Below are 21,931 nucleotides of genomic sequence, written 5' to 3'. Positions count from 1 at the left end.
CAGCAAGGTCGTTTCATTTTTTACGAACTCTTAGCCGGTGCATGCGTAACCTGTATTACCGGGAGAATGAAAAAAATTGAATTAACTAAACAGGAACTGCCAAACAGTTAATTAAATTACCCGGCGTTGTAAATAACAACGCCCGGTTTCATAAACCCGCAGTAACATGAAAGATTACACCTGTTATGAGAACATAGCTCCCGAACTGGCGGGAAAGAAACTGGCAAACAAATTCCAGCACTTCTGGGAACTCGTTGGCAATACCCCCATGCTGGAGATCACCTATCGCTATAAAAAGGATACCAGGAGAATCTATGTAAAGTGCGAACATTATAACCTTACAGGCAGCATAAAGGACCGTATGGCACTTTATATTTTACAGCAGGCATACCAGTTCCACAAAATAAAACCCGGGGATACCATTGTTGAAGCCACCAGTGGCAACACGGGGATCTCGTTCAGCGCCATCGGCAGGGCATTGGGCCATGATGTTAGGATCATCATGCCCGACTGGCTGAGTAAGGAACGGAAAGATATCATCAAAAGTCTGGGGGCAGAGGTCATCCTGGTGTCAAAAGAGCAGGGTGGCTTCCTGGGCAGCATAGCCCTGAGTGAAAAGATGTACCGGGAAAATGATCATATATTCCTACCCCGGCAGTTTGAGAACTTCTATAATGCCGAAGCGCACGAAAAGACTACCGCGAAGGAAATATGGATGCAGTTGCAATCGGTTGATGTGACACCCGGTGCATTTGTTGCCGGTGTGGGTACCGGCGGTACCATCATGGGTACAGGTAAATACCTGCGGTCAAGAGATCCCGCCATTAAGATCCACCCGCTTGAACCTGCTGAATCACCTACGCTTTCTACGGGCTATAAAACAGGATCACACCGCATCCAGGGCATATCGGATGAATTCATTCCTGCCATCGTACACCTGGATCAGCTGGATGAAGTGATAAAAGTTTCAGATGGCGATTCCATTATCATGGCGCAAAAACTAGCCGGGCAACTGGGCCTGGCCGTCGGGATCTCGTCCGGCGCCAATATCATTGGTGCTATACAGTTGCAGAACATGCCGGGCATGGAACACTGCAATGTGGTCACGGTCTTTTCCGACAGTAATAAAAAATACCTGAGTACCGACCTGATGAAGGAGGAGCCTGTAAAGGAGGGGTTTCTTTCACCGGATGTGGAATTGGTGGATTATAAAGCGATCCACCGGTGATAAGTAATAATGATAAGCTGATTGGCTTTCAGGTATCATCCATATAATAAAAAACCTTCTCACCTGAGAAGGTTTTTTACCTTGTGCCCAGAACAGGAATCGAACCTGCACATCCTTGCGAACGGCAGACCTGCCTGCCGGCAGGCAGGTTTTGAGTCTTCTGTGTCTACCAATTCCGCCTTTATTTAAACTGATCTTTTAGTAATTGTTTTAAAAACTCTTTACCTATTCCTGATTTCAAGTAAACTTCTATTTCTGGCTTAGATCTGGTAGTGAAGTTCTCCTGATATATTAATACAAACGGTTTATAAGGAGCAGTGGTTTTGTTTTGTCCCTTTTGGTGTTCATTAAATCGCCTTCCAATATCATTTGTAAGACCTACATAGATGTAATTCCTATGAATACTTTTTATAGAATACACTGTAAACATGGTTCTAAAATAAAAAAAGCCCCGCATTTAGCGAAGCTTTTACGTGCCCAGAACAGGAATCGAACCTGCACATCCTTGCGAACGGCAGACCTGCCTGCCGGCAGGCAGGTTTTGAGCCTGCTGCGTCTACCAATTCTCCCTTTATTACCCTGATCTTTTAGTAATTGTTTTAAAAACTCTTTACCTATTCCTGATTTCAAGTAAACTTCTCTATTTCTGGCTTCAGATCTGGTAGTAAAGTTCTCCTGATATATTAATACAAACGGTTTATAAGGAGCAGTGGTTTTGTTTTGTCCCTTTTGGTGTTCATTAAATCGCCTTCCAATATCATTTGTAAGACCTACATAGATGTAATTCCTATGAATACTTTTTATAGAATACACTGTAAACATGGTTCTAAAATAAAAAAAGCCCCGCATTTAGCGAAGCTTTTACGTGCCCAGAACAGGAATCGAACCTGCACATCCTTGCGAACGGCAGACCTGCCTGCCGGCAGGCAGGTTTTGAGCCTGCTGCGTCTACCAATTCTCTCTTTATTTACCCTTTAGTAATTGTTTTAAAAACTCTTTACCTATTCCTGATTTCAAGTAAACTTCTCTATTTCTGGCTTCATCTGGTAGTAAAGTTCTCCTGATATATTAATACAAACGGTTTATAAGGAGCAGTGGTTTTGTTTTGTCCCTTTTGGTGTTCATTAAATCGCCTTCCAATATCATTTGTAAGACCTACATAGATGTAATTCCTATGAATACTTTTTATAGAATACACTGTAAACATGGTTCTAAAATAAAAAAAGCCCCGCATTTAGCGAAGCTTTTACGTGCCCAGAACAGGAATCGAACCTGCACATCCTTGCGAACGGCAGATTTTGAGTCTGCTGCGTCTACCAATTCCGCCATCTGGGCTTACACGTTAATCTGTTAATTCGTTTATACGTATTAACGTTTGGGGTTGCAATATTACATTATCCGCCTGTTCTGTCCAAAATACGCTGGATGTATTTTTTCTTGTAATAGTATTCTTTCAGTTTCAGCAGGTCGGCGGTAGTGACCGTTGAATCATTGTAATGCTCAATGATGGGTTCCACTATGCTGTACAGTTCCTGCTCCCTGTTTGTTACCTGTAAAAAGGAATCACCGGATAGCCCTTCATTCAGTTCCATCATTTCCATTAAAAAATCCGGGGGTAACTGGTATTTTTCCTCTTCCTCCAGCAGGCCCTTCAGTTGCAGAACGTACTTAATGGTCTCTTCCTTATTCTTAAAGACCTTGAGGGCCTTGTTCAGTTGGGAAGATATTTCCAGCGCTTCTTCCTGTTCATGTTCGGTAGCCTGTGTAAAGAAATCGGGGTGATATTTCTTCTGCAACTCAAAATATTTTTGGGCAAGACTGCCCTGGTCTATTTTCAGGGAAACGGGCAGTTCAAACAGGTCGAAGTAGTTCATGCTGCAAATGTACAACATCACTTTTTATTGTAAGTGTAACGAAGTTTTGAACCACATAGGCACATAGGTCACAATAGAAGCGAACATAGAACTATGTGTGTATTACTATGTTTCTATGTGCCTATGTAGTTCAAATTGGCAGAAGAAGAAACTTGTATATAAAATCTAAAATGTAAATTGCCATCCAAATTCAACGATTGATGCTTACAATTGGTTTAATACGGGAAGGGAAAGTGCCGCACGACAACCGGGTAGCCCTTACCCCGGCCCATTGCAAATGGCTGAAGAAAAATTTTGAGGACATTAACGTGATCGTCCAGCATTCATCCAAACGCTGCTATGCCGATGTTGAATATGAAAGGGCAGGGGTGGAGGTAAAGGAAGATATGCGTGAATGTGACCTGCTGCTCGGGATCAAAGAAGTACCCATTGACATGCTCCTGGAAGGGAAGACATATATGTTCTTTTCCCACACGAAGAAAATGCAGCCTTATAACCAGCAATTATTCAAAGCCATACTCGATAAAAAGATCACATTGATCGATTACGAATGCCTGGAACACGAGGACGGTACCCGGATCATCGGCTTTGGTTTCTTTGCCGGTATCGTGGGGGCGCACAATGGCATGATGGCTTATGGGAACCGAACCGGGACCTTTAAGCTGGCAAGGGTTGGTTCGGTGAACAGTTTTCAGAAACTGGTACATACGTATTTGGGCTGAAACTACCCCATGTGAAAATTGCCGTCACCGGCACCGGCCGGGTGGCACATGGGGTACTGGAGATCATGAACCTGATGGGCATTCATGAAGTGGAGCCGGATGAATATTTTGAAACGGAGTTTGCCTACCCGGTGTATGTGCACCTGAAGGGCGCCGACCTGTATGTTCACAAGGAAACCGGGAAGTATATGCGCAATGACTTTCATGCCAACCCGCAGAACTATAACTGCCGCTTTGCTGATTATCTTTCGCATACCGATATACTCATGAATGGCATCTATTGGGAAAAGAATATCCCCCGCCTGTTTGAGATGGAAGACCTGCGGAATGAGCATTTCCGCATAAAGACCATTGCCGATATCACCGATGACCGAAATGGTTCCGTGCCCTGCAACCTCGGCGATTCAACCATTGAGAACCCGGTGTATGGGGTGGACAGGGAAACTTTTCAGGTTACTGCACCTTACCTGCCGGGTTCGGTGGACGTGATGGCCGTGGGGAACCTGCCGAATGAATTACCGAGAGATGCCAGCCGGTATTTTGGCGAGCAGATGATAAAATTCGTACTGGATGATATTCGCCTCGGCGGAAGCAACGTGATCGACAAAGCCACCATGGTGAAAGCAGGTAGGTTGAATGAGCCGTTCCTGTATATGAAGGAATACGCCGGGTTATAGTATGCTAAAATGCCCGCCACAAATTACACGAATTGCCACGAATGTTTTCTTAGCGAACTTTGCGTTTAACTTTGCGCACTTTGTGGTTAAATCAACAATTACAGGTACAGGTAATAATCTTTCAATGCTGCCACAAATTCAGGTGTGTAATTCCCTTCCTTGTCTTTAATGCTTATAGATGCGGTTACCGGTTGTGTTTTCTTTCTGCTGAAAAACAGTATTCCCCTGAAATAATTATGCTTTTCTGTTTGCTTAACCAATACCTGCTGAGCCAGGTGTAGTCCCTGTCTGCCTGCTTCTTCTGTAAAATAATTCACCCGTTGATAAGGGAGTAGTACGGCAAAAGAGCCATCAGCTGCAAGAAGTTGTTGAACAACCCGTACCAGTTCATTCAGGCTGAGCGAAGTATCATGCTTTGCATGGTTCTTTGCTTCATCCGGGGATCTCAGGTCGTCTTCAAAGAATGGCGGGTTGGAAATGATGAGGTCGTAGCTCTTTTCAGTCTTAAAGGACAGCATGTCTGCATTGAAAATATTCAATCGCTCCTTCCAGGGAGATGCTGCAAAATTTTCCCTGGCCTGTTGAGCCGCATCTGTACCAAGTTCAACGGCATCAATGACCGCATCCGGATCTTTTTGAGCCAGCATCAGCGACAATAATCCTGTTCCGGTTCCGATATCCAGGCCGTTTGTGGTTTGTGGTTTATACCCTGCAGCCAGTGCTCCAAACAAGCAGGCATCGGTGCAAACCTTCATGGCGCATTTGTGCTGGAAGACGGTGAATTGTTTGAATTGGAAAAAGGAGTTTGACATTAGGGATGCAAGATACGGGATACAAGATACCGGATGCAGGATAAGAAATACAAGTTTTAAGGAAACAAACTCTTGATTTAGGGGGTAATTTTTTTTAAAGTGGTTGGATATCAGCAAGCTTATGCCTTGTGGCTATTCCCCTTGGGTCATCTTCTTACCACTCCGCTCTTGCAGAGGGGCTTACCCCCAACTCCGTAAAATCCTTCTCTAAAAATTTAAAATACCCGGTGATGGCGATCATGGCTGCGTTATCGGTGCAATATTCAAATGCGGGTATGAATGTTCTCCAGCCTTCTTTTTCCCCCAGGGCTTTGAAAGCGCTACGCAGGCCGCTGTTTGCGCTAACGCCACCAGCCAGGCAGACATCTGTTATGCCGGTCTCAGCGGCAGCTTTCTTTAATTTATTCAATAAGATGCTGATGATCCTTTCCTGGACAGAGGCACAGATATCATCCAGGTTCTCATCAATGAAACGCTGTCTTGTTGCTTCATCTGCCCGGAACTCTTCTTTGAATAAATTGCTTGTGCCGGCATTTTTCAGGAAATAGAGAATGGATGTTTTCAACCCGGAGAAACTGAAATCAAGGCCCGGTATCCGGGGTTCGGGAAACGTAAAGCGTTTGGGGTTGCCCTGTTTTGCATATTTATCGATCAATGGCCCGCCGGGGTAGGGAAGCCCCAGCATCTTTGCCGTTTTATCAAAGGCTTCGCCGGCTGCATCATCAATGGTCTCGCCGATCACTTTCAGTTGTGTGGGAGCATCACAGCGCACGATCTGCGTATGACCTCCGCTTACGGTCAAGCATAAGAAGGGGAAAGAAGGTTTTTCTTCCCCAATTAAATTAGCCAGCACGTGTGCCTGCATATGGTGTACGGAGATCAGCGGGACATCTAAAGCCAGTGAAAGGGATTTTGCGAATTGCGTGCCTACCAGCAATGAACCGATCAGTCCCGGCGCCTGCGTGAATGCTATGGCATCCAACGACTGCAGTGAGCAGTGGGCCGTTTGCAGGGCGGCATCCACCACCGGAACTATGTTCTGCATGTGGGCACGGCTGGCCAGTTCGGGAACCACCCCGCCAAATTGTTCATGTACCGTTTGATTGGCAATGTGGTTGGATAATATCTTCCCATCCCGGCAGACCGAAGCCGATGTTTCATCGCAGGAGGATTCTATGGCGAGAATGGTTATGATAAATGTTGAATGTTACATTTTAAATGTGAACAGGGTCTGGCAAAAGTAATTCAACATTTAAAATTCAACATGTAAAATTATTTAGAACGGATGGCCACCACCGGGTCCATACGGGCAGCCTGTGAAGCCGGGATGATACCGGCCAGCACGCCTACTGTAAGGCAAATGATGATGGTGCTGATGAGCATGGGTATTGAAATATATACCGGGAACTTTAAGGGGCCCGAGAGGATGAGGGTGAGTATGTAAACAAAGAATAAACCAATGGCGCCGCCAATAATGCAAAGCAGGGCGGCTTCCATCAGAAACTCGAAAAGGATAGAACCTTTCTTGGCACCGATGGCTTTTTTAAGCCCGATCATACCTGTTCTTTCCCGTACGGTCACAAACATGATGTTGGCAATGCCAAACATACCTACGATGAGGCTGATGCCGCCGATGATGGCACCCACCACATTTACGGTGGCAAAGAATCCCTGGATGGCCTTGCTGAATGCTTCCACACTGTTGAGGGAGAAATTGTCTTCCTGGGTAGGGCTCAGTCTTCTGATCTGCCGCATGATGCCTTTCAGTTCATCACTCAATGCATCCGTAGTAACGCCTTCTTTCCCCTTTGCGATCAGTATGGGGTTTGAAAATTCTTCTTCAAACAGCTGTTTACAGAATTTATAGGGCAGCATGATGCAGTCATCATAATCCCAACCGATAAAATTGGTTCCTTCCTTTTTTATGACACCAATGATGGTCATCTTTTTTCCTTTCACATCGATCTGTTTGCCCAATGCCCGTTCGGTACTGCCAAAGAGCGTTTCTGCATTGGTGAACCCGATGATACACACATTGGTGCCGGTACTGAATTCACTGGCAGAAAAGAACCTGCCTTCAGCAAAACCGATCGGTTGTATGGTCATTTGTGATTCGATCACACCATATACACGTATATTCTGAAGCAGGTCGTCTTTATGGGATATACTGCCCCCGGTCTGCATCAGGTATGAAATATCATCCAGCAGAACGGCCCGCTGCCTGATCATGTCTGCTTCTTCAAATTTCGGGATGGGCCTTGCCCTGAATTTCCAGAAAGGCTGGTCGGGGCCCCCGCTGTAATCCCATTTATCGATATAGATGGTATTGCTTCCCAGGCTTTTCACTTCATTCTGGATATTTCTTTCCAGGCTGTTAACCGTTGCCAGTACACCAATGATGCAGAAGATGCCAAAGGCAACGCCGGTAAGACTAAGAGCCGTACGCAGTTTATTAACCCTCAGTTCCTGGAAGGTGAGTCGTAATGAGTTGCGGAGGATGTTCAGCGATTTACGCATCTCATCAAAATTACGGAAAGCAAATTGGTTGGTAAAACCAAAATACACAGGCGGAAACCAATAATTGTTTATGCACGGACTGTTGCAAATTTCCACCTGTATGGATACAGTTTCCGGATTACATTTACCGTCTTTATCCTGGCAGGATGCTCAACCAGGAAATAAACCAGTAAAAAAACAGCCCATAGCGTATAGGAAAGGAATTTTGTCACCCGTTGAAAGAGAAGCAGGTTACGGCCTTCTACCTTTTCAAAGTTCTCCGTTATTGCTGTTGAGAAAAGATCGGCCATCACTTTGGGATCGTCTTTCTTATACATTTTTGCCAGGTATTCGGGATGGGATTGTAGCGTGGTCACGGAGGGACGATCGGCCTGCTGCAGCCATTCCAGCTCAGGTTCTTTATCCACATCGAAAAAATGCCATCTTCCTCCGTAAAATACCTCCAGGGCATAATGCCCGCCAAAAGAGGGATGGTCGAACAATACCTTCCTGACGGGGATGTTATGGTTTCTGAGTACGGATGCCAGAACCCTGGATTGTTGACCGCAGATTGCTGCCGGCAGTTTAAGGAGATCGTCCACGTCTACAATGGGCGTGACCTCTTTATCCCGGAAAAAGGGTTGCAGGAACAGGGCAACAAAATTGTTTCCGATCCCATATTCAGCATTATCATGGTAAAATCTGTTCCGGATCGTGAGTGATGCGATATCTGTGAACAGCGAATCTTTGTCCAGGCCCGGTATTGCAGATTGCCGGTCAGAAAGGATGCTGTCGCAGTAACGGGTAATTTTCTGTTTACTATCAAGCTGCATCAGGGCAGGATCAAAGGACTCATTCAGTCCTGTTTTGTATTGTTTGCCCTTTAGGGGCATGAATTCCAGCAGGAAGAAAACAAAAAATATACAGGTAAGTACCAGAAGCAGTTTTGCAAAAAGATTCTTCATAATAAAAGGGTAATGTTTCAAAACGATTTCAACAGGGATAATGTTGTGGCAAATATAGGATAATATCTCTATTTATAACAGGCATTATCCATCATCCCTTACCTTTGCGCCTCAAAAACAACAGGCTATAATCGTGGGGAATTCCATAATCAACGAAATTTAATTTAATCAAACACAAACATCCTCCTCCCCGGATAGGGCAGGAGTAAGGTCTTATGAAGTACATCAGCGAAATAAATAAGCGTAAAACCTTTGCCATCATCTCTCACCCCGATGCCGGTAAAACGACCCTTACAGAGAAATTCCTTCTTTTTGGGGGCGCCATACAAACTGCGGGTGCGGTAAAAAGTAATAAGATAAAAAAGCATGCCACCAGCGATTTCATGGAGATCGAGCGGCAGCGTGGCATCAGCGTGGCAACCAGCGTAATGACCTTTGAATACCAGGGATACCTGATAAACCTGCTGGATACACCCGGGCACAAGGACTTTGCCGAGGATACATACCGCACGCTGACGGCGGTTGACAGTGTGGTACTGGTGATAGACAGTGTGAACGGGGTGGAAGCTCAGACAAGGCGGTTGATGGAAGTGATCGCCATGCGCAATACCCCGGTGATCGTGTTCATCAATAAAATGGACCGGGATGGCAAGAACCGTTTTGACCTGCTGGAAGAAATTGAAAACGAGTTAAAGATACAGTTGCACCCGATGACCATACCCATCAACAGCGGCAAGGATTTCAAAGGGGTATATGACCTGAACAAAAAGAGCCTGGTATTATTTACCGCAGGAACCAGGGCAAATGACGAAGATGTAGTGGAGATCACAGATCTTAATGACGGCCTGCTGGATGCAAAAATAGGAGGGAAGGATGCCGCTACATTGCGGGAAGATGTGGAACTTATTGATGGTGTTTATGGAGAACTGGCTGAAGCCGATTACCTGGGTGGAAAAACGGCCCCTGTATTTTTCGGAAGTGCCGTTAATAATTTTGGTGTGAAAGAAATGCTGGATACGTTCATCCGCATTGCGCCCACCCCCCGGCCAAGGCATACCACTACCCGGGATATTAAACCGGGGGAAGATAAATTCAGCGGGTTCGTTTTCAAGATACATGCCAACCTGGATCCCAAGCACCGGGACCGGATCGCCTTTCTGCGGGTGTGCAGCGGGAAATTTGAACGCAATAAATATTACCACCACGTACGGAATGACAAGGACCTTCGGTTCAGTAACCCATATAGTTTCCTGGCCCGGCAGAAGGATGTGATCGAAGAAGCTTACCCGGGAGATGTGGTGGGTTTATTTGACACCGGCAACTTTAAAATAGGCGATACCCTCACCGAGGGAGAGGATTTTTACTTCACCGGCATACCCAGTTTCTCACCTGAAATATTTAAAGAGGTAGTGAATAAAGATCCGATGAAAACCAAGCAGTTGGAGAAGGGATTGTTGCAGCTAACTGATGAGGGAGTGGCACAGTTGTTCACACAGTTTGGAGGAAATAAGAAGATCATTGGTTGTGTGGGAGAGCTACAGTTTGAAGTGATCCAATACCGCCTTTTGCAGGAGTATGGGGCGTCTGTTCAGATGAACAACCTGCCCTTTTACAAAGCCTGCTGGCTGGTAAGTAAAGACCCTAAGAAACTGGATGATTTCATTCGGTACAAACAGGCCAATATTGCCGAGGATAAAGACGGCCACCTGGTTTACCTGGCGCAAAGCGAATGGTTCTTAAATACCGAGATACAGAACAACCCAGATATTGAATTTCATTTTACGAGTGAGATACATAAGTAGGGTAGCGGGGTTTAAGTCGTTGAAGGGTTTATGTCGTTGCAGGGTTTAAGGGTTGAAGGGTTGAAGGGTTGAAGGGTTGAAGGGTTGAAGGAGTTGTTACTGCCAACTATCCAGTATCCGGTATCCGGTATCCAGCATCTTGCATCCTCCATCATTCTCTCAATTTGAACGATATCACCCCGTTGGTATTCCTGGTGCTGCTCACGTTCAGTTCATACCGTTTATTCCCGTCCTGGATGATCATCAATGCGGTGTTGGGCGGAATGCTGCCCAGGTTCTCTGCATACATTACCAGTTCATTGCTGCTATTGCCCGGGTTTACTTTAAGCATATAGGTGAGGGGTTTGCCGGTAAGCCGCTGGTGGCTGGTGATCACTTTATTGTTGTAGATAAGGGTTACGCTGTCGCCGTCAATTTCGCCATTATCATACAGGGTTACCATGATGGAATCATTGTCTACGGTAATTTCCCGGAGAACATCATTATTGCGCTTCTCTAATTTTACTTCCTTGAGTGGTTCGGGCTTATTTATCTCAGGGCTTTCCCTGCATAAGGCAGTTATTTCTTCAATCGCAAGCGCCCGGTCATAGATACGGATATCATCCACATCGCCATTGAGCCAGAAGGGAAAAAGATCGTCATCGGATTTGCCAATGAAAAGATCCTCATTATTGGTAAAGGTTTCCGGAAATACCACCGAATACTTCTGTTCACAATCCACGTAAAGCTTTGCGGTCTTACCATCATTGGTATAGATGACGGAATACCACTGGCCTTTTTTGATAAAATCATTGTAGGGAGTGAGGATGGTGCCCGTGCCCCGGAAATTCTGGTGCAGCGAGTCGCAGGCTGTTCCGCTGCAACCGGTTCCGTTGGAGAACAAGGCATCATCAAAACGCAGGGCATAATTACCGGGATTGTAATTACCGCCTCCTTTGCTGATCACCTGGCTGGCATGGCAGATATCATAATAAAAGCCGGTGGGCCTCACCCAAACCGAAAGGGTGATCTGGTTACCGAAGTTCAATGATGGACTATTCCTTATCCGCATGTACTGGTAAACGCCATCAAAATGGTAAGCACTGTTGGGATTCCCGAACCGGTCGCTGGTTATGCCGGCATTATTGAAGATGGGGTGATTATTATTCCCGCTGGCATCATTGGCATTGCCGTTAAAGGGATAGTAAGCCTGTAAACCGGTTTTGATATCTACCTGGGCATTGCAAATACCGGAAAGGAATAAAAGAAGGCATGGGATCAATCGCATAAATACATCAACCGGGAATTTTTATAAAAATAAGCAAGTTCTGTTTAAGTAATTGTTATTACCTGTACGGTCTATCCGGCGCTACCGTATCAGCAGGAAATTACCTTTTTGTTCCTCGGTGCCGCAGTTTGTTTCGGCTTTTATATAATAAACATACGAGCCCTGGCCGGCTGTCTTTCCTTTATACCTGCCGTCCCAGCATTTGCCCAGGTCGGATGTGGCAAAGACCTGTTCGCCATACCGGTTAAATATGCGGAATTCCAGTTTCTTTATATACATCCAGTTCTTCAATCCGTAGCAGTCATTCAATCCATCGCCATTGGGTGTAAAAGCATTGGGCATATAACGGGCCAGGCTTGCCAGCCGGTTCACCAGCACCGTTACCGAATCAATATTATTGCAACCGGTAGAGTTGGTAACACTGACATAATATTTTTGGGTGCTCGTTATAGTAGCCACAGGGTTTGGGATGCTGGTATTGTTAAGGCCGGTTGAAGGGGTCCATATATATAGATCTCCCCCTGACGCAAATAGCTGTGCAGCCCGGTTTGCACAATCAATATCATTCAGTTTGCCGGCGTTGATAATTGGTTTTGGAACGATGTTGACCAGCACAGTAAATGTACTGTCGTAATTACAAACCCTGCTTGATATCGTAACGGAGTAAATGGTTGAAACGGGTGGATTGGCAACGGGGTTAATGATGGTTGGGTTTGAAAGCCAGGTGGCCGGGCTCCACAGGTAATCAACAGAAGTTCCGTTGTATCCGTCCAGCTGTACAGAACCGTTCTGGCACATATATTTATCCGGCGGTGCCAGGAACAATGACGGTGGTGCCAATATGAGATTCACCGTATCGGTGGCTTTACATCCGTTTGCACCGGTGCCGGTAACATAATAGGTTTGGCTCTGGTTTCCGGTGAAAACGGGATTTGCAATAGTCGGGTCACTTAAGAAAAGGGTGGGTGTCCACAAATAAGTTTGGGCGCCTGTTGTAAACAAGGTTATTGAAGGATTTGTATCGCAAAAAGTTGTATCCGCTATCGTCTGTACAGCAGGAGATGGTTTTAAATTGACGGTAACGGTATCCCGGGCAAAACAACCGGCAGCAGTAGTGCCGGTCACGATCAGGGTCTGTGGGACATTGTCAACGAATACCGGGCTTGCAATGCTGGAATCACTGACAGAAGTTCCGGGTGTCCAGTGATAGGTTCCTGCTCCCGTAGTGGTAAGCACTAAAACATCGCTTTGACAAATCAAGGTATCACCAAGGGTTTGTACAATGGGTACCGGGTTCACAGAGAGGATAACGGAGTCTGTTGAGTTACATGCACTGGGACCGGTAACGGTGAGGTAAAACACAGTGCTGGCGCTTATGGTAGCTGTAGGGTTCTGCAGGGTAGGGTTATTCAGGTAAGCAGCAGGGGTCCAGCTGTAGGTTCCTGCACCCGATCCCTGTAATACATGCGTAACCGTTCCGTTGGAGCAGAAGGAAGTATCGGGCCCTGCATCGGCTACAATACCGGGCAATGCAGTCACATCTTTTGTCACGCTGTCCATACAGCCATTGATATCTGTTACCACCAGTTTAACTGTATAGGTGCCTGCAGCAGTATAGGCATGGGATGTATTTTGGGTATTGGCGGTACCACCATCTCCAAAATACCATTGCCAGGTGTTGATGGGATTGGTATTTACATAAGCCAGTCCTTTAAAATCAAAACCATTGCAATTTAAGAGACTGTCTTTGATCCGGACTGAGTCGATATTTGGTGTGAAAGGAATATTATCAACCGGCAGTACCAGGTTGAATAAATTCATTCCGGCTGTACCGGCTGATGCTCCCCATGCACTATTCCCATCAGTTGTCAATACACCGTTTGGTCCCCCGGTATTTACAATGCCCAGGTTTGCAGGCACCGCAGCACTTTTTAAGAAAGCAAGTCCGCCTCCACCGCCGCCGCCTGCACCGATCCTGCCGCCGGTAGAAACTGACCCGGTCATGTCAGCACCTTTCCCTCCTTTATTCTCAACGATTGAATTGTCAATATATTGATTGATGTTAAGTAATACGGTTCCGCCGGCGCCACCGCCACCCATACCATCGTGACAATCGGGAGAGGTGGGAATGGTGCATGCCAGCCCGGTATTTCCGTTGGCAGTTATCTTTTTTGAATTCGACCGGATCTTGTCGGCATTTATTATGATGATACCGGCTCCGCTTCCTCCTGAAGGGGGAATATTCCCGGGATTGTCTGCATGCCCTGCACCACCACCGCTGCCCATGAATATTTTATTGGTTGCTGTATTATAAACCAATTGCCGGCCGCCAATGCCCCTGTTGTCGAAGGGGGAACTGCCGCAGGGTTCCAGCTGGTATCCTCCCAAACCGCCAATACCTGCATTGCCGCCGCCACCGCCGCCACTATTATGGCCGGCACCACCGCCTCCGCCGGCTGCCAGTGTTCCTTTTCCGCAACTTATATTCGGCGATATGGTTGAAATACTTTCTCCTTTTTGTGCCGCCAATAGGGTATTGGAAGGATAGAAATAGTTGTTCTGAAAACAGGTAAGGGTTGCATTGCCGGGGTTATACCCGACCCCACCTTTAAAGCCTTTGCCGCTTACATTGATATCTGCATTGAGATTTATGGTATCCCTCACATTCAGCACCAATACACCACCTTTGTTTCCATCCCATGGTAAACAGGTAAGGGTATCGGTGACGTTGACGCTGCTGTAGTATGGGACCCTGATCAACTGCACTTTCCCGGCCGGGATATCATACTGCCGGGTGAGTTTGTTCTCCAGTTCAATAATATTTCCCGCCTTGCTTTTTACATAATTAAATTCATAGTTGCCCGCATTTTTATAATCCGTGATGGTCCCGAATGCAGCCGTGTTGGTGGAATCAATAACAGCGCCCTTCATCTGGATCATCAGAACGGTATCGCCCGCATTGAAGGTGGATGCATCCTCTACGGTAAATTTGTTATCGCAGGGGTTGAATGCCAGGATGGGGGTGTAGGTGTTGATGATGGTACTGATATTGACTCCAACAGAACAGGAATCAGCAGTAAAGCTGCAATCTGGATTTGTTGCATTTATCGTTGCTGCACCATTCAGTACTGCATTATATGTAGGATTGCCCTGCTTGTTCAGTAAGTTATCAAAAATATAATAACCCTGAAGCCCAGTTTGTGTTGCCGGACCGGGTAATGAAGTATTCATGTATGCCTGGATCTGGACCTGGGAGCGTGCCACATTCCAGATACGTACCTCATTGATATTGCCAATAAACGGGAAAATAGTTGGAGCGCCCTCCGGAACATTTTGTCCGATAGTAGTGATCAGATCATTAAGGATCAGATTTCCGGTTGCAGGGGTCTGGCTGTGTAAAAACCCGTTCCGGTAATACTTAAGAGAGATACCATCGTATACCATGGCAACATGATAGGTCTTATTTAATTGAAAAGAACAGTTTTCCTGGGCAAAATACTGGCCGTTGGTTGTAGTGATCGTACATCCTTCTGGCCACATGGCATAATTCACATTTGCAGGACCCGTGTGTTTTGAAACCAGAAAGCCATAACCTCCAACCGGGTTAACCGGGGCAGTTCTGTTAAAGTTAACTTCCTGGTAGTGTTGCCTGAAATTCCGGTCACCACCCGGGCATTTGAATTAAGACTGGGTGTAGAGCCAGTTGTTACATGTCAATGTACAGGCATTCACAATCACTTTTACAAAGGCCGAATCTACGCAACCATCAATATCTGTAATAACAACTTTGTAATCTGTTGTCACAGCCGGCGATGCTTTGGGATTACTGATATTCGGGTTACTTAAACCGGTTACCGGGGTCCATTGGTAAGTAATCCCGCCGGTTGCATTTAACTGCGCAGAGTCGAACCGGCATATTTCCAGCTGTGAATTTGTAACATTACTTTTTTTGAAGTCAGAAAAATAACCGTACATGTAACCACCCGGATCTCCATTGATAAAACCCAATTGAAATTTTCCACTGGTATTACTGAAAGTGGTGGCGGCATTTAAAGCCATTGGCCCGGTGAGGTTCTTTTTAGAATATACATAATTGCCACCCGTACCGGCCAAAGGTGAAAAATCGGTGCGTTATAATTCCGGTACGACTAAAAAATTACCCTGATTCCCGTTGTTGGTAACTAACAACACTATTGCATTTCCAATATTGCTTCTCACTATCGAAACGGATGAAGAACCCGTACAATTTAATTTTGGAATAACAGCTGCACCCACTTCACAGCCGTTGCCGGTATAATGAAAAACACTAACTGGATTATTGGTAGTAATGTATAAAGACGTCAGGGCGGTTATATCTATCTCATATGATTGCCCGGCATTGATAGTAGCGGCTATCGTAGCACTTCCGTTTAAATAAATGTTGGTATTATTTTGGCGGGCTGTTATCACCGCCTTATCGCGTAACGTGAGATCGCCTCTTACCACAGCATATTCATTACCGAAAATGGCTGTTGGTACGATCTGATCCCCGGCTAAGTCAGCACATGGACCATCGGAAAATAAAAGATCTTCCTTTGTAGTCACCCCGATGGGTTTATCCGAAACAATTTTACTGCCATTCAATAAACTGGGCCCATTGCGGTATAAAGCCTGGCAGGAATAAGTTTGTCCCCTGTTTAGTGTTATTGTAAATGGAACATTAGCAGGCCTTCCTATTAAAGGTTTAGTGGGAGTAATGGTAATTATAGTATTGTTTTGAGTTGCCACAATTTCGAAAGCGGCTCTTGCATCCGGAAATCTTATTGTATCTATACTCCAGGTTACCTGGGATGGGATATAAAATTCATTTCCGATCGCATTTTTCCCTTTTAAAGAAAAAAGTTCCGGATTGCATTTGCATGTGATACTATTGACCTCGTAATAAGCAGTTATATCAGCTGTAGACTGGATATAAATCCCCTTATTATTAATAATGCCGGATTCGAAATTTTCAATCAGGTCAATCCAGGGGGTTAGATCAATCGTTGAAGTTGAGTTAGCTGGTATGGTTAAATTAACAGGTGTAAATGCAGTATTTGCCGGGATACCGTTACATTGGCTGATGTGGTAAATGAGGTCAATCTCAAATAGATCGGCCGGTCATATGGGCCATTGGCGGGATAATTGGCAATATCAACATTGGGAGCCGCAAACCAAAACGCAGTATCCGTTTGAGCTATTGAGGACTCGCGAACAGCCAGGAATAAAAAGACAAAAAGTAGACATTTTTTCATAAAAGGGCAGACCGGGTATGAAATCCCCTTTAAAAATACACAGGGAATTTCATATTCCTGTATAATTGTACGGAGTAATTGCCTTTAATTCCTTTTTTACTGCAGCTGAGACCTTCAGGCTGCTGATGAACCGGTGAATGGCATTTTTATCGATCGCATTTTTACCCCGGGTGAGTTCTTTCAATGCCTCATAGGGTTGGGGGTAATTCTCCCTGCGTAAGATCGTTTGTATGGCTTCGGCAACCACTGCCCAGTTATTCTCCAGGTCGGCCTTAAGTTTTGGTTCATTCAATACCAGTTTGCCGATCCCTTTTTCGGTTGAACGGATTGCCAGCAGGGTATGCGCAATGGGTACGCCGATATTTCTTAGAACAGTGGAATCGGTAAGATCCCTTTGCAGCCTGGAAACAGGAAGTTTTCCGGCAAGGTGTTCGAGCAAGGCATTTGCAATACCCAGGTTGCCTTCTGCATTTTCAAAATCGATCGGGTTAACCTTATGTGGCATGGCGCTGCTTCCGATCTCACCTTTTTTTGTTTTCTGTTTGAAATAATCCATGCTGATATAGGTCCAGATATCCCGGCAGAGATCAAGGATGATGTTATTGATGCGTTTGATGGCATCAAAATGGGCAGCCAGTGTATCGTAGTGTTCGATCTGGGTGGTGTATTGCTGGCGTTGTAACCCGAGTCTTTCTTCCGTAAACTCATTGGCGAATCTTACCCAGTTGTATCTGGGATAAGCCACATGATGTGCATTGAAGTTGCCCGTGGCACCACCGAATTTTGCGGTAAACGGTATATAGCTGAATAACTGGATCTGGTTTTCCAGCCTTTCCACAAACACCATCATTTCCTTTCCCAGCCTCGTAGGACTGGCGGGCTGGCCATGCGTACGGGCCAGCATGGGTATGTCTTTCCAGGCAAGGGCCATATTGCCGATGGCATGCTGCAGGTTGATAACAGCCGGCAGGTATTCCAGTTCTATGCTGTTCTTCCAGAGTAATGGGATGGCCGTATTATTGATGTCCTGCGAAGTGAGGCCAAAATGCACCCATTCTTTCAAATGCCCGGCATCGCAGTTATCAAGTACTTTTTTGATGAAATATTCAACGGCTTTTACGTCGTGGTTGGTGATGCTTTCTGTTTTTTTAATTTCTTCCGCATCGGCTAATGAAAATTCCTCTACGGCCTTATGCAAATGCTGTTTTGTTTTGGCGTCAAGTTTAAAAAACTTTTTTCTGCCAGGAATAAAAAATATTCCACTTCCACGATCACCCGGTATTTCATGAGTGCATATTCACTGAAATATTCATCCAGCTGTTGTACTTGTTTGCGGTAGCGTCCGTCGATGGGGGATATGGCAGTTAGTTGGTTTAAATCCATGATGTTGCTGTACATTTGCCGCAAAAATACGTTAATTGACACAGAAGATAAGGGTGGGGGCGGTGAGTTACCTGAATACCAAACCGCTGATCTATGGCTTTGAACAGGGAATAATGAAGGACCAGGTTGACCTCAGTATTGATTATCCTGCCAATATTGCCTCGAAACTGCTAAGCGACCAGATCGACATCGGGCTGGTACCGGTGGCGGTAATACCCCTGCTAAAGGAACACCATATCATTTCTGATTACGGCATCGCATGCGACGGGGAAGTGGCCAGTGTATGCCTGTTCAGCGAAGTACCGCTCGGGGAAATCAAAACGGTCCTACTGGATTACCAGAGCCGTACCTCGGCTGCGCTGCTGAGAATATTGTTGAGGGAACACTGGAAGATCTCCCCGCAGTTAATTCCTGCAACCAGTAATTATGAGAATGATATTGCCTGCACCACGGCCGGTTTGGTGATCGGCGACCGGGCACTGGTGCAACGGCAGCGATCAAAATATATCTATGACCTGGGTTCGGCCTGGAAGGAAATGACTGGACTGCCCTTTGTTTTTGCCGCCTGGATAAGCAATAAGAAATTCCCTCCTTCTTTTACCGAAGCGTTTGCTGCGGCAAATGCTTTTGGCTTTGAACATCTAGATGAAGTGATAAGCCGGAATCCATATACTGCATTTGACCTGCGGTCCTACTATACAGACTTTGTAAAATTCAGGCTGAATGAAAAGATGCTTGAAGCAGTACGGTTATTCTTTGGCAAGATGGCCCTGGATAAATGACCTATCCTGAAACAGGTATCTTAAACCCGTCCTTCAATCCCTGCAGCAGTTTTTTCCTTTGTGCTGCATCAAAACGGATGTAGTAGAATATCCTTGTAAAGAGGGTGTAGCCGATGGCAAAGTATTTTACAAGGCCGGACAGGTTCTTTCTTGTAAAATAGATCTTGTTGCGGTTTGAATAATAGACATAGAAAGTTGAATCACCGCCGGTAGAGGAGGAAACCTTGTGCAACACAGTAAGCGCAGGTTCGTAATACATCTTATATCCTGCCTTCAATGCCCGGAAAACAAAATCTGTATCGTCGTAGTACGCAAAATACTTTGCATCCATCATCCCTACTTTTTTGAAAACGCTGCTTTCAATGAACATGAAACAGGTGGGGGCATAGGTTATGTGCTTTGCCACATTGTATACAGGGGCATCGTCCTTTCCATCCCCATAGTGAATGCCCAGGGCACGCCATTTATTCATCACGCCGCCGGCCATCCAGATCTTACGGGTATCGAAATAAAATATCTTGGGAATAATGATCTTTTCAGCTTTTGTTTCACTGAGCGAAACCATGCTGCTGAAAACAAGGTCCTGTTCCAGTTCAATGTCGTTGTTGAGCAACAAAACATAAGAACAGCCATCGGCCAGGGCATTCCGGATGCCGGTATTATTTCCTTCTGCCACTCCCACGTTGCCGGGGCTTTTTATATGCCTGCATTCAGTGATCGTGTTTTCGGACAGGCATTTTTCTATGATGCTGTCAGAGACCGGGCTGGGAGAGTTGTCAATTAAGTAAAGGATGTACTCTTTATAGTCCTGTTTTGCTACGCTTGCAAAAAAGCCGGGCAATACTTCATCGCTTTTGAACAATACCGTAACCAGGCCGATCTTTCCCATAGTGTTTATTTCAGTAAACCTTTTGATCTCATTTCGTTGATGGAGTCTTCGTATTTACTCTGCTGAACCTGTTGGCTGTTAACCCAGTCAGTAAACCGTTTCAGGCCTGTTTCAAAATCATATTCCGGTCTGAAAGAAAGCAGTTTTTCAATTTTGCCGGCATCTGCATAGTTGTGGCGGATATCTCCAGGCGGTAGTTGCCGGAAACCTGTACCGGAACATTTGCATGGTAATAGCTTACCAATAAGCCGGCCACTTCCGAAACGGGAACCGCTTTGCCCGTTCCTACATTGAACACCTGTTCATTGGCTTCTGCTTTTTCAATACCCAGGTGCGTGGCCCTTACCACATCATCGATGTAAACAAAGTCACGGCTCTCTTTTCCATCTTCAAAAATGTTGATGGGCTTGTTATTTTTTATGAGGGTAGAAAAAATGGAAAGAATGCCTGTATAGGGATTGCTCAATGATTGACCGGGTCCATATACATTCTGGTAGCGGAAAGCAACCGGCGCTATGCCGATGGATGGGCAAACCGTCATTACCATCTGTTCCTGGTTCTGCTTGGTGATGCCATACACGGAGGTTGGATGGATCTTTGAATCCTCATCGGTGGCAACCAGTTGCAATGGCTGGCTTGTGCCCGGGTAGCTTACTTCAAAATTCCCGGCATCCATATCTTTTGCCAGGCGATGATCGGGATAAACAGGGCCCAGTTCTTTGGACAGGTATTTCCCTTCGCCATAGATGGCCCTGGATGATGCAACAACTACTTTTTTTACGCTTGTTTCAGTATTGGCAAGAATATCCAACATGATGGCTGTACCCCCGATATTCACCTCCGTATATTTTTTTATCTGGTACATCGACTGGCCGGTACCGGTTTCGGCGGCCAGGTGTACGATCACTTCATTATCATGGATCGCTTTATTCCAGTCATCAACGGACGTAACGGTACCCCGGATGAAATTCACTTTATCCCGGATAGAAATGAAAAGGGGGGAAGTGGTGTCCGGTTCAGCGCCATGTACCTGCTCCGACAGGTTATCAAGAACCGTTACCCGGTATCCTTTCTCTAAAAGATACAGGGCAAGGTTTGAACCGATGAACCCGGCGCCGCCTGTTATTAATACTTTTTGCTTGTTCATGTTTTCCCGTTTCAGATAAACCCGCCCTCTTTATCTGTCTTCTGCCATTGTTTTGTTTCGAAATTATACCGTTTGATGATTACTGCCGGCGAACCGATGGCCACACAGTGGTCGGGGATGCTCTTTGTTACAACGGAGTTTGATCCGATCACGCTGTTCTTTCCTACACTGGCACCGATGATACACACATTCTCACCCAGCCAGGCGCCATCGCCAATGATCACAGCCTCCGTTTGTTTTATGGGCTGGTCAATGACCGGCAGTTCAATGTTCTCATAGCTGTGGAGGTTGTCGCTGATATAAACCTTATCGGCCATCAATACCTTTTTGCCGATCTCGATCTTTGACGTTGCGTATAGGTGACAGAAACGCCCGATGTAACAGCCATCGCCGATACTGAGCCGGGCATTGGTATCTCCTGTTAAAGGAGCGCAGGCCAGCCAACCGGCATTGTTTATATAAACTTTTGAGCCAATGAATATCCTTGCGTACCCGTCAACCTGTGTGTTGATGAGCCGGGTGGATGAACCAATGGCGCCAAACGACAATTTGTAGTACGGGTACTTGAATAAATAGTAGGCCAACAGGTTTATTTTTTCAACATGCTGAATGGA

General features: G+C 45.7%; 16 protein-coding genes, 1 tRNA gene and 4 pseudogenes. 4 read left to right on the top strand and 17 right to left on the bottom strand.

The window, feature by feature from the left end; translation table 11 throughout:
* Positions 1-166: 166 nt before the first annotated feature.
* A complete protein-coding gene (locus IPJ02_03165) occupies positions 167-1,228 on the top strand; it encodes a cysteine synthase family protein (GenBank protein ID MBK7374581.1) in 1,062 nt (353 codons plus the stop codon).
* A gap of 181 nt (positions 1,229-1,409) precedes the next feature.
* Here IPJ02_03165 and IPJ02_03160 read toward each other — a convergent pair whose 3' ends face one another.
* From IPJ02_03160 to hscB, 5 genes and pseudogenes are all read right to left on the bottom strand, one after another.
* Entirely contained in the window at positions 1,410-1,658 is a 249-nt protein-coding gene (locus IPJ02_03160; protein ID MBK7374580.1) for a GIY-YIG nuclease family protein, read from the bottom strand.
* Positions 1,637-2,050: a GIY-YIG nuclease family protein gene (locus tag IPJ02_03155; GenBank protein ID MBK7374579.1), complete on the bottom strand. Its 414-nt coding sequence runs from the start codon at positions 2,048-2,050 to the stop codon at positions 1,637-1,639. Before IPJ02_03155 ends, IPJ02_03160 begins: the two co-directional genes overlap by 22 nt.
* A 141-nt stretch (positions 2,051-2,191) precedes the next feature.
* A pseudogene (locus IPJ02_03150) lies at positions 2,192-2,435 on the bottom strand (GIY-YIG nuclease family protein).
* Positions 2,436-2,479: 44 nt separating this feature from the next.
* Positions 2,480-2,563: transfer RNA gene (locus IPJ02_03145), tRNA-Leu, on the bottom strand.
* A 59-nt stretch (positions 2,564-2,622) separates the two neighbouring features.
* Positions 2,623-3,120 carry a Fe-S protein assembly co-chaperone HscB gene (gene hscB / locus IPJ02_03140; GenBank protein MBK7374578.1) on the bottom strand — a complete coding sequence of 166 codons (498 nt, stop codon included), beginning with the start codon at positions 3,118-3,120 and terminating at the stop codon, positions 2,623-2,625.
* Between the two features lie 182 nt (positions 3,121-3,302).
* On the opposite strand from hscB, the pseudogene IPJ02_03135 reads away from it, so the two are divergent.
* A pseudogene (locus IPJ02_03135) lies at positions 3,303-4,501 on the top strand (alanine dehydrogenase).
* A 98-nt stretch (positions 4,502-4,599) separates the two neighbouring features.
* On the opposite strand, the gene IPJ02_03130 reads toward IPJ02_03135, so the two are convergent.
* The 4 genes from IPJ02_03130 to IPJ02_03115 all read right to left on the bottom strand — a co-directional run bounded on the left by IPJ02_03130 (position 4,600) and on the right by IPJ02_03115 (position 8,774).
* Positions 4,600-5,313 (bottom strand): methyltransferase, encoded by a 714-nt coding sequence (locus IPJ02_03130; protein MBK7374577.1) that lies wholly within the window; start codon positions 5,311-5,313, stop codon positions 4,600-4,602.
* 154 nt (positions 5,314-5,467) lie between these two features.
* Entirely contained in the window at positions 5,468-6,508 is a 1,041-nt protein-coding gene (tsaD, locus tag IPJ02_03125) for a tRNA (adenosine(37)-N6)-threonylcarbamoyltransferase complex transferase subunit TsaD (protein ID MBK7374576.1), read from the bottom strand.
* 77 nt (positions 6,509-6,585) lie between these two features.
* Entirely contained in the window at positions 6,586-7,830 is a 1,245-nt protein-coding gene (locus IPJ02_03120; protein ID MBK7374575.1) for an ABC transporter permease, read from the bottom strand.
* A gap of 68 nt (positions 7,831-7,898) precedes the next feature.
* Complete coding sequence (locus tag IPJ02_03115; protein ID MBK7374574.1) at positions 7,899-8,774, bottom strand: hypothetical protein; 876 nt, start codon at positions 8,772-8,774, stop codon at positions 7,899-7,901.
* A gap of 215 nt (positions 8,775-8,989) precedes the next feature.
* Here IPJ02_03115 and IPJ02_03110 point away from each other — a divergent pair, with 215 nt between their 5' ends.
* Positions 8,990-10,576 carry a peptide chain release factor 3 gene (locus IPJ02_03110; protein MBK7374573.1) on the top strand — a complete coding sequence of 529 codons (1,587 nt, stop codon included), beginning with the start codon at positions 8,990-8,992 and terminating at the stop codon, positions 10,574-10,576.
* Positions 10,577-10,727: 151 nt separating this feature from the next.
* Here the strand turns inward: IPJ02_03110 and IPJ02_03105 are convergent, their stop codons facing one another.
* From IPJ02_03105 to purB, 5 genes and pseudogenes are all read right to left on the bottom strand, one after another.
* A complete protein-coding gene (locus tag IPJ02_03105; GenBank protein MBK7374572.1) occupies positions 10,728-11,843 on the bottom strand; it encodes a LamG domain-containing protein in 1,116 nt (371 codons plus the stop codon).
* A gap of 81 nt (positions 11,844-11,924) precedes the next feature.
* Positions 11,925-15,383 (bottom strand): gliding motility-associated C-terminal domain-containing protein, encoded by a 3,459-nt coding sequence (locus IPJ02_03100; protein MBK7374571.1) that lies wholly within the window; start codon positions 15,381-15,383, stop codon positions 11,925-11,927.
* A gap of 141 nt (positions 15,384-15,524) precedes the next feature.
* Positions 15,525-15,902 carry a hypothetical protein gene (locus IPJ02_03095; protein MBK7374570.1) on the bottom strand — a complete coding sequence of 126 codons (378 nt, stop codon included), beginning with the start codon at positions 15,900-15,902 and terminating at the stop codon, positions 15,525-15,527.
* A 72-nt stretch (positions 15,903-15,974) separates the two neighbouring features.
* Positions 15,975-16,964 (bottom strand): IgGFc-binding protein, encoded by a 990-nt coding sequence (locus IPJ02_03090; protein MBK7374569.1) that lies wholly within the window; start codon positions 16,962-16,964, stop codon positions 15,975-15,977.
* A gap of 201 nt (positions 16,965-17,165) precedes the next feature.
* Positions 17,166-18,499 (bottom strand): annotated as a pseudogene (gene purB / locus IPJ02_03085) (adenylosuccinate lyase).
* Between the two features lie 35 nt (positions 18,500-18,534).
* On the opposite strand from purB, the gene IPJ02_03080 reads away from it, so the two are divergent.
* The gene (locus tag IPJ02_03080) at positions 18,535-19,281 is read left to right on the top strand and encodes a menaquinone biosynthesis protein (GenBank protein ID MBK7374568.1); all 747 of its coding nucleotides are present in this window, start codon (positions 18,535-18,537) and stop codon (positions 19,279-19,281) included.
* Between the two features lies 1 nt (position 19,282).
* On the opposite strand, the gene IPJ02_03075 is transcribed toward IPJ02_03080, so the two are convergent.
* The 3 genes and pseudogenes from IPJ02_03075 to IPJ02_03065 all read right to left on the bottom strand — a co-directional run bounded on the left by IPJ02_03075 (position 19,283) and on the right by IPJ02_03065 (position 21,928).
* Positions 19,283-20,170 (bottom strand): glycosyltransferase family 2 protein, encoded by an 888-nt coding sequence (locus IPJ02_03075; protein ID MBK7374567.1) that lies wholly within the window; start codon positions 20,168-20,170, stop codon positions 19,283-19,285.
* Positions 20,171-20,175: 5 nt separating this feature from the next.
* Positions 20,176-21,317: pseudogene (locus IPJ02_03070) on the bottom strand (NAD-dependent epimerase/dehydratase family protein).
* Between the two features lie 11 nt (positions 21,318-21,328).
* The gene (locus IPJ02_03065) at positions 21,329-21,928 is read right to left on the bottom strand and encodes an acyltransferase (GenBank protein MBK7374566.1); all 600 of its coding nucleotides are present in this window, start codon (positions 21,926-21,928) and stop codon (positions 21,329-21,331) included.
* Positions 21,929-21,931 lie beyond the last annotated feature (3 nt).

The sequence above is a fragment of the Chitinophagaceae bacterium genome (genome assembly GCA_016710165.1).
Taxonomy (GTDB): domain Bacteria; phylum Bacteroidota; class Bacteroidia; order Chitinophagales; family Chitinophagaceae; genus Ferruginibacter.
This window is presented reverse-complemented; position numbering and strand designations above follow the sequence as displayed.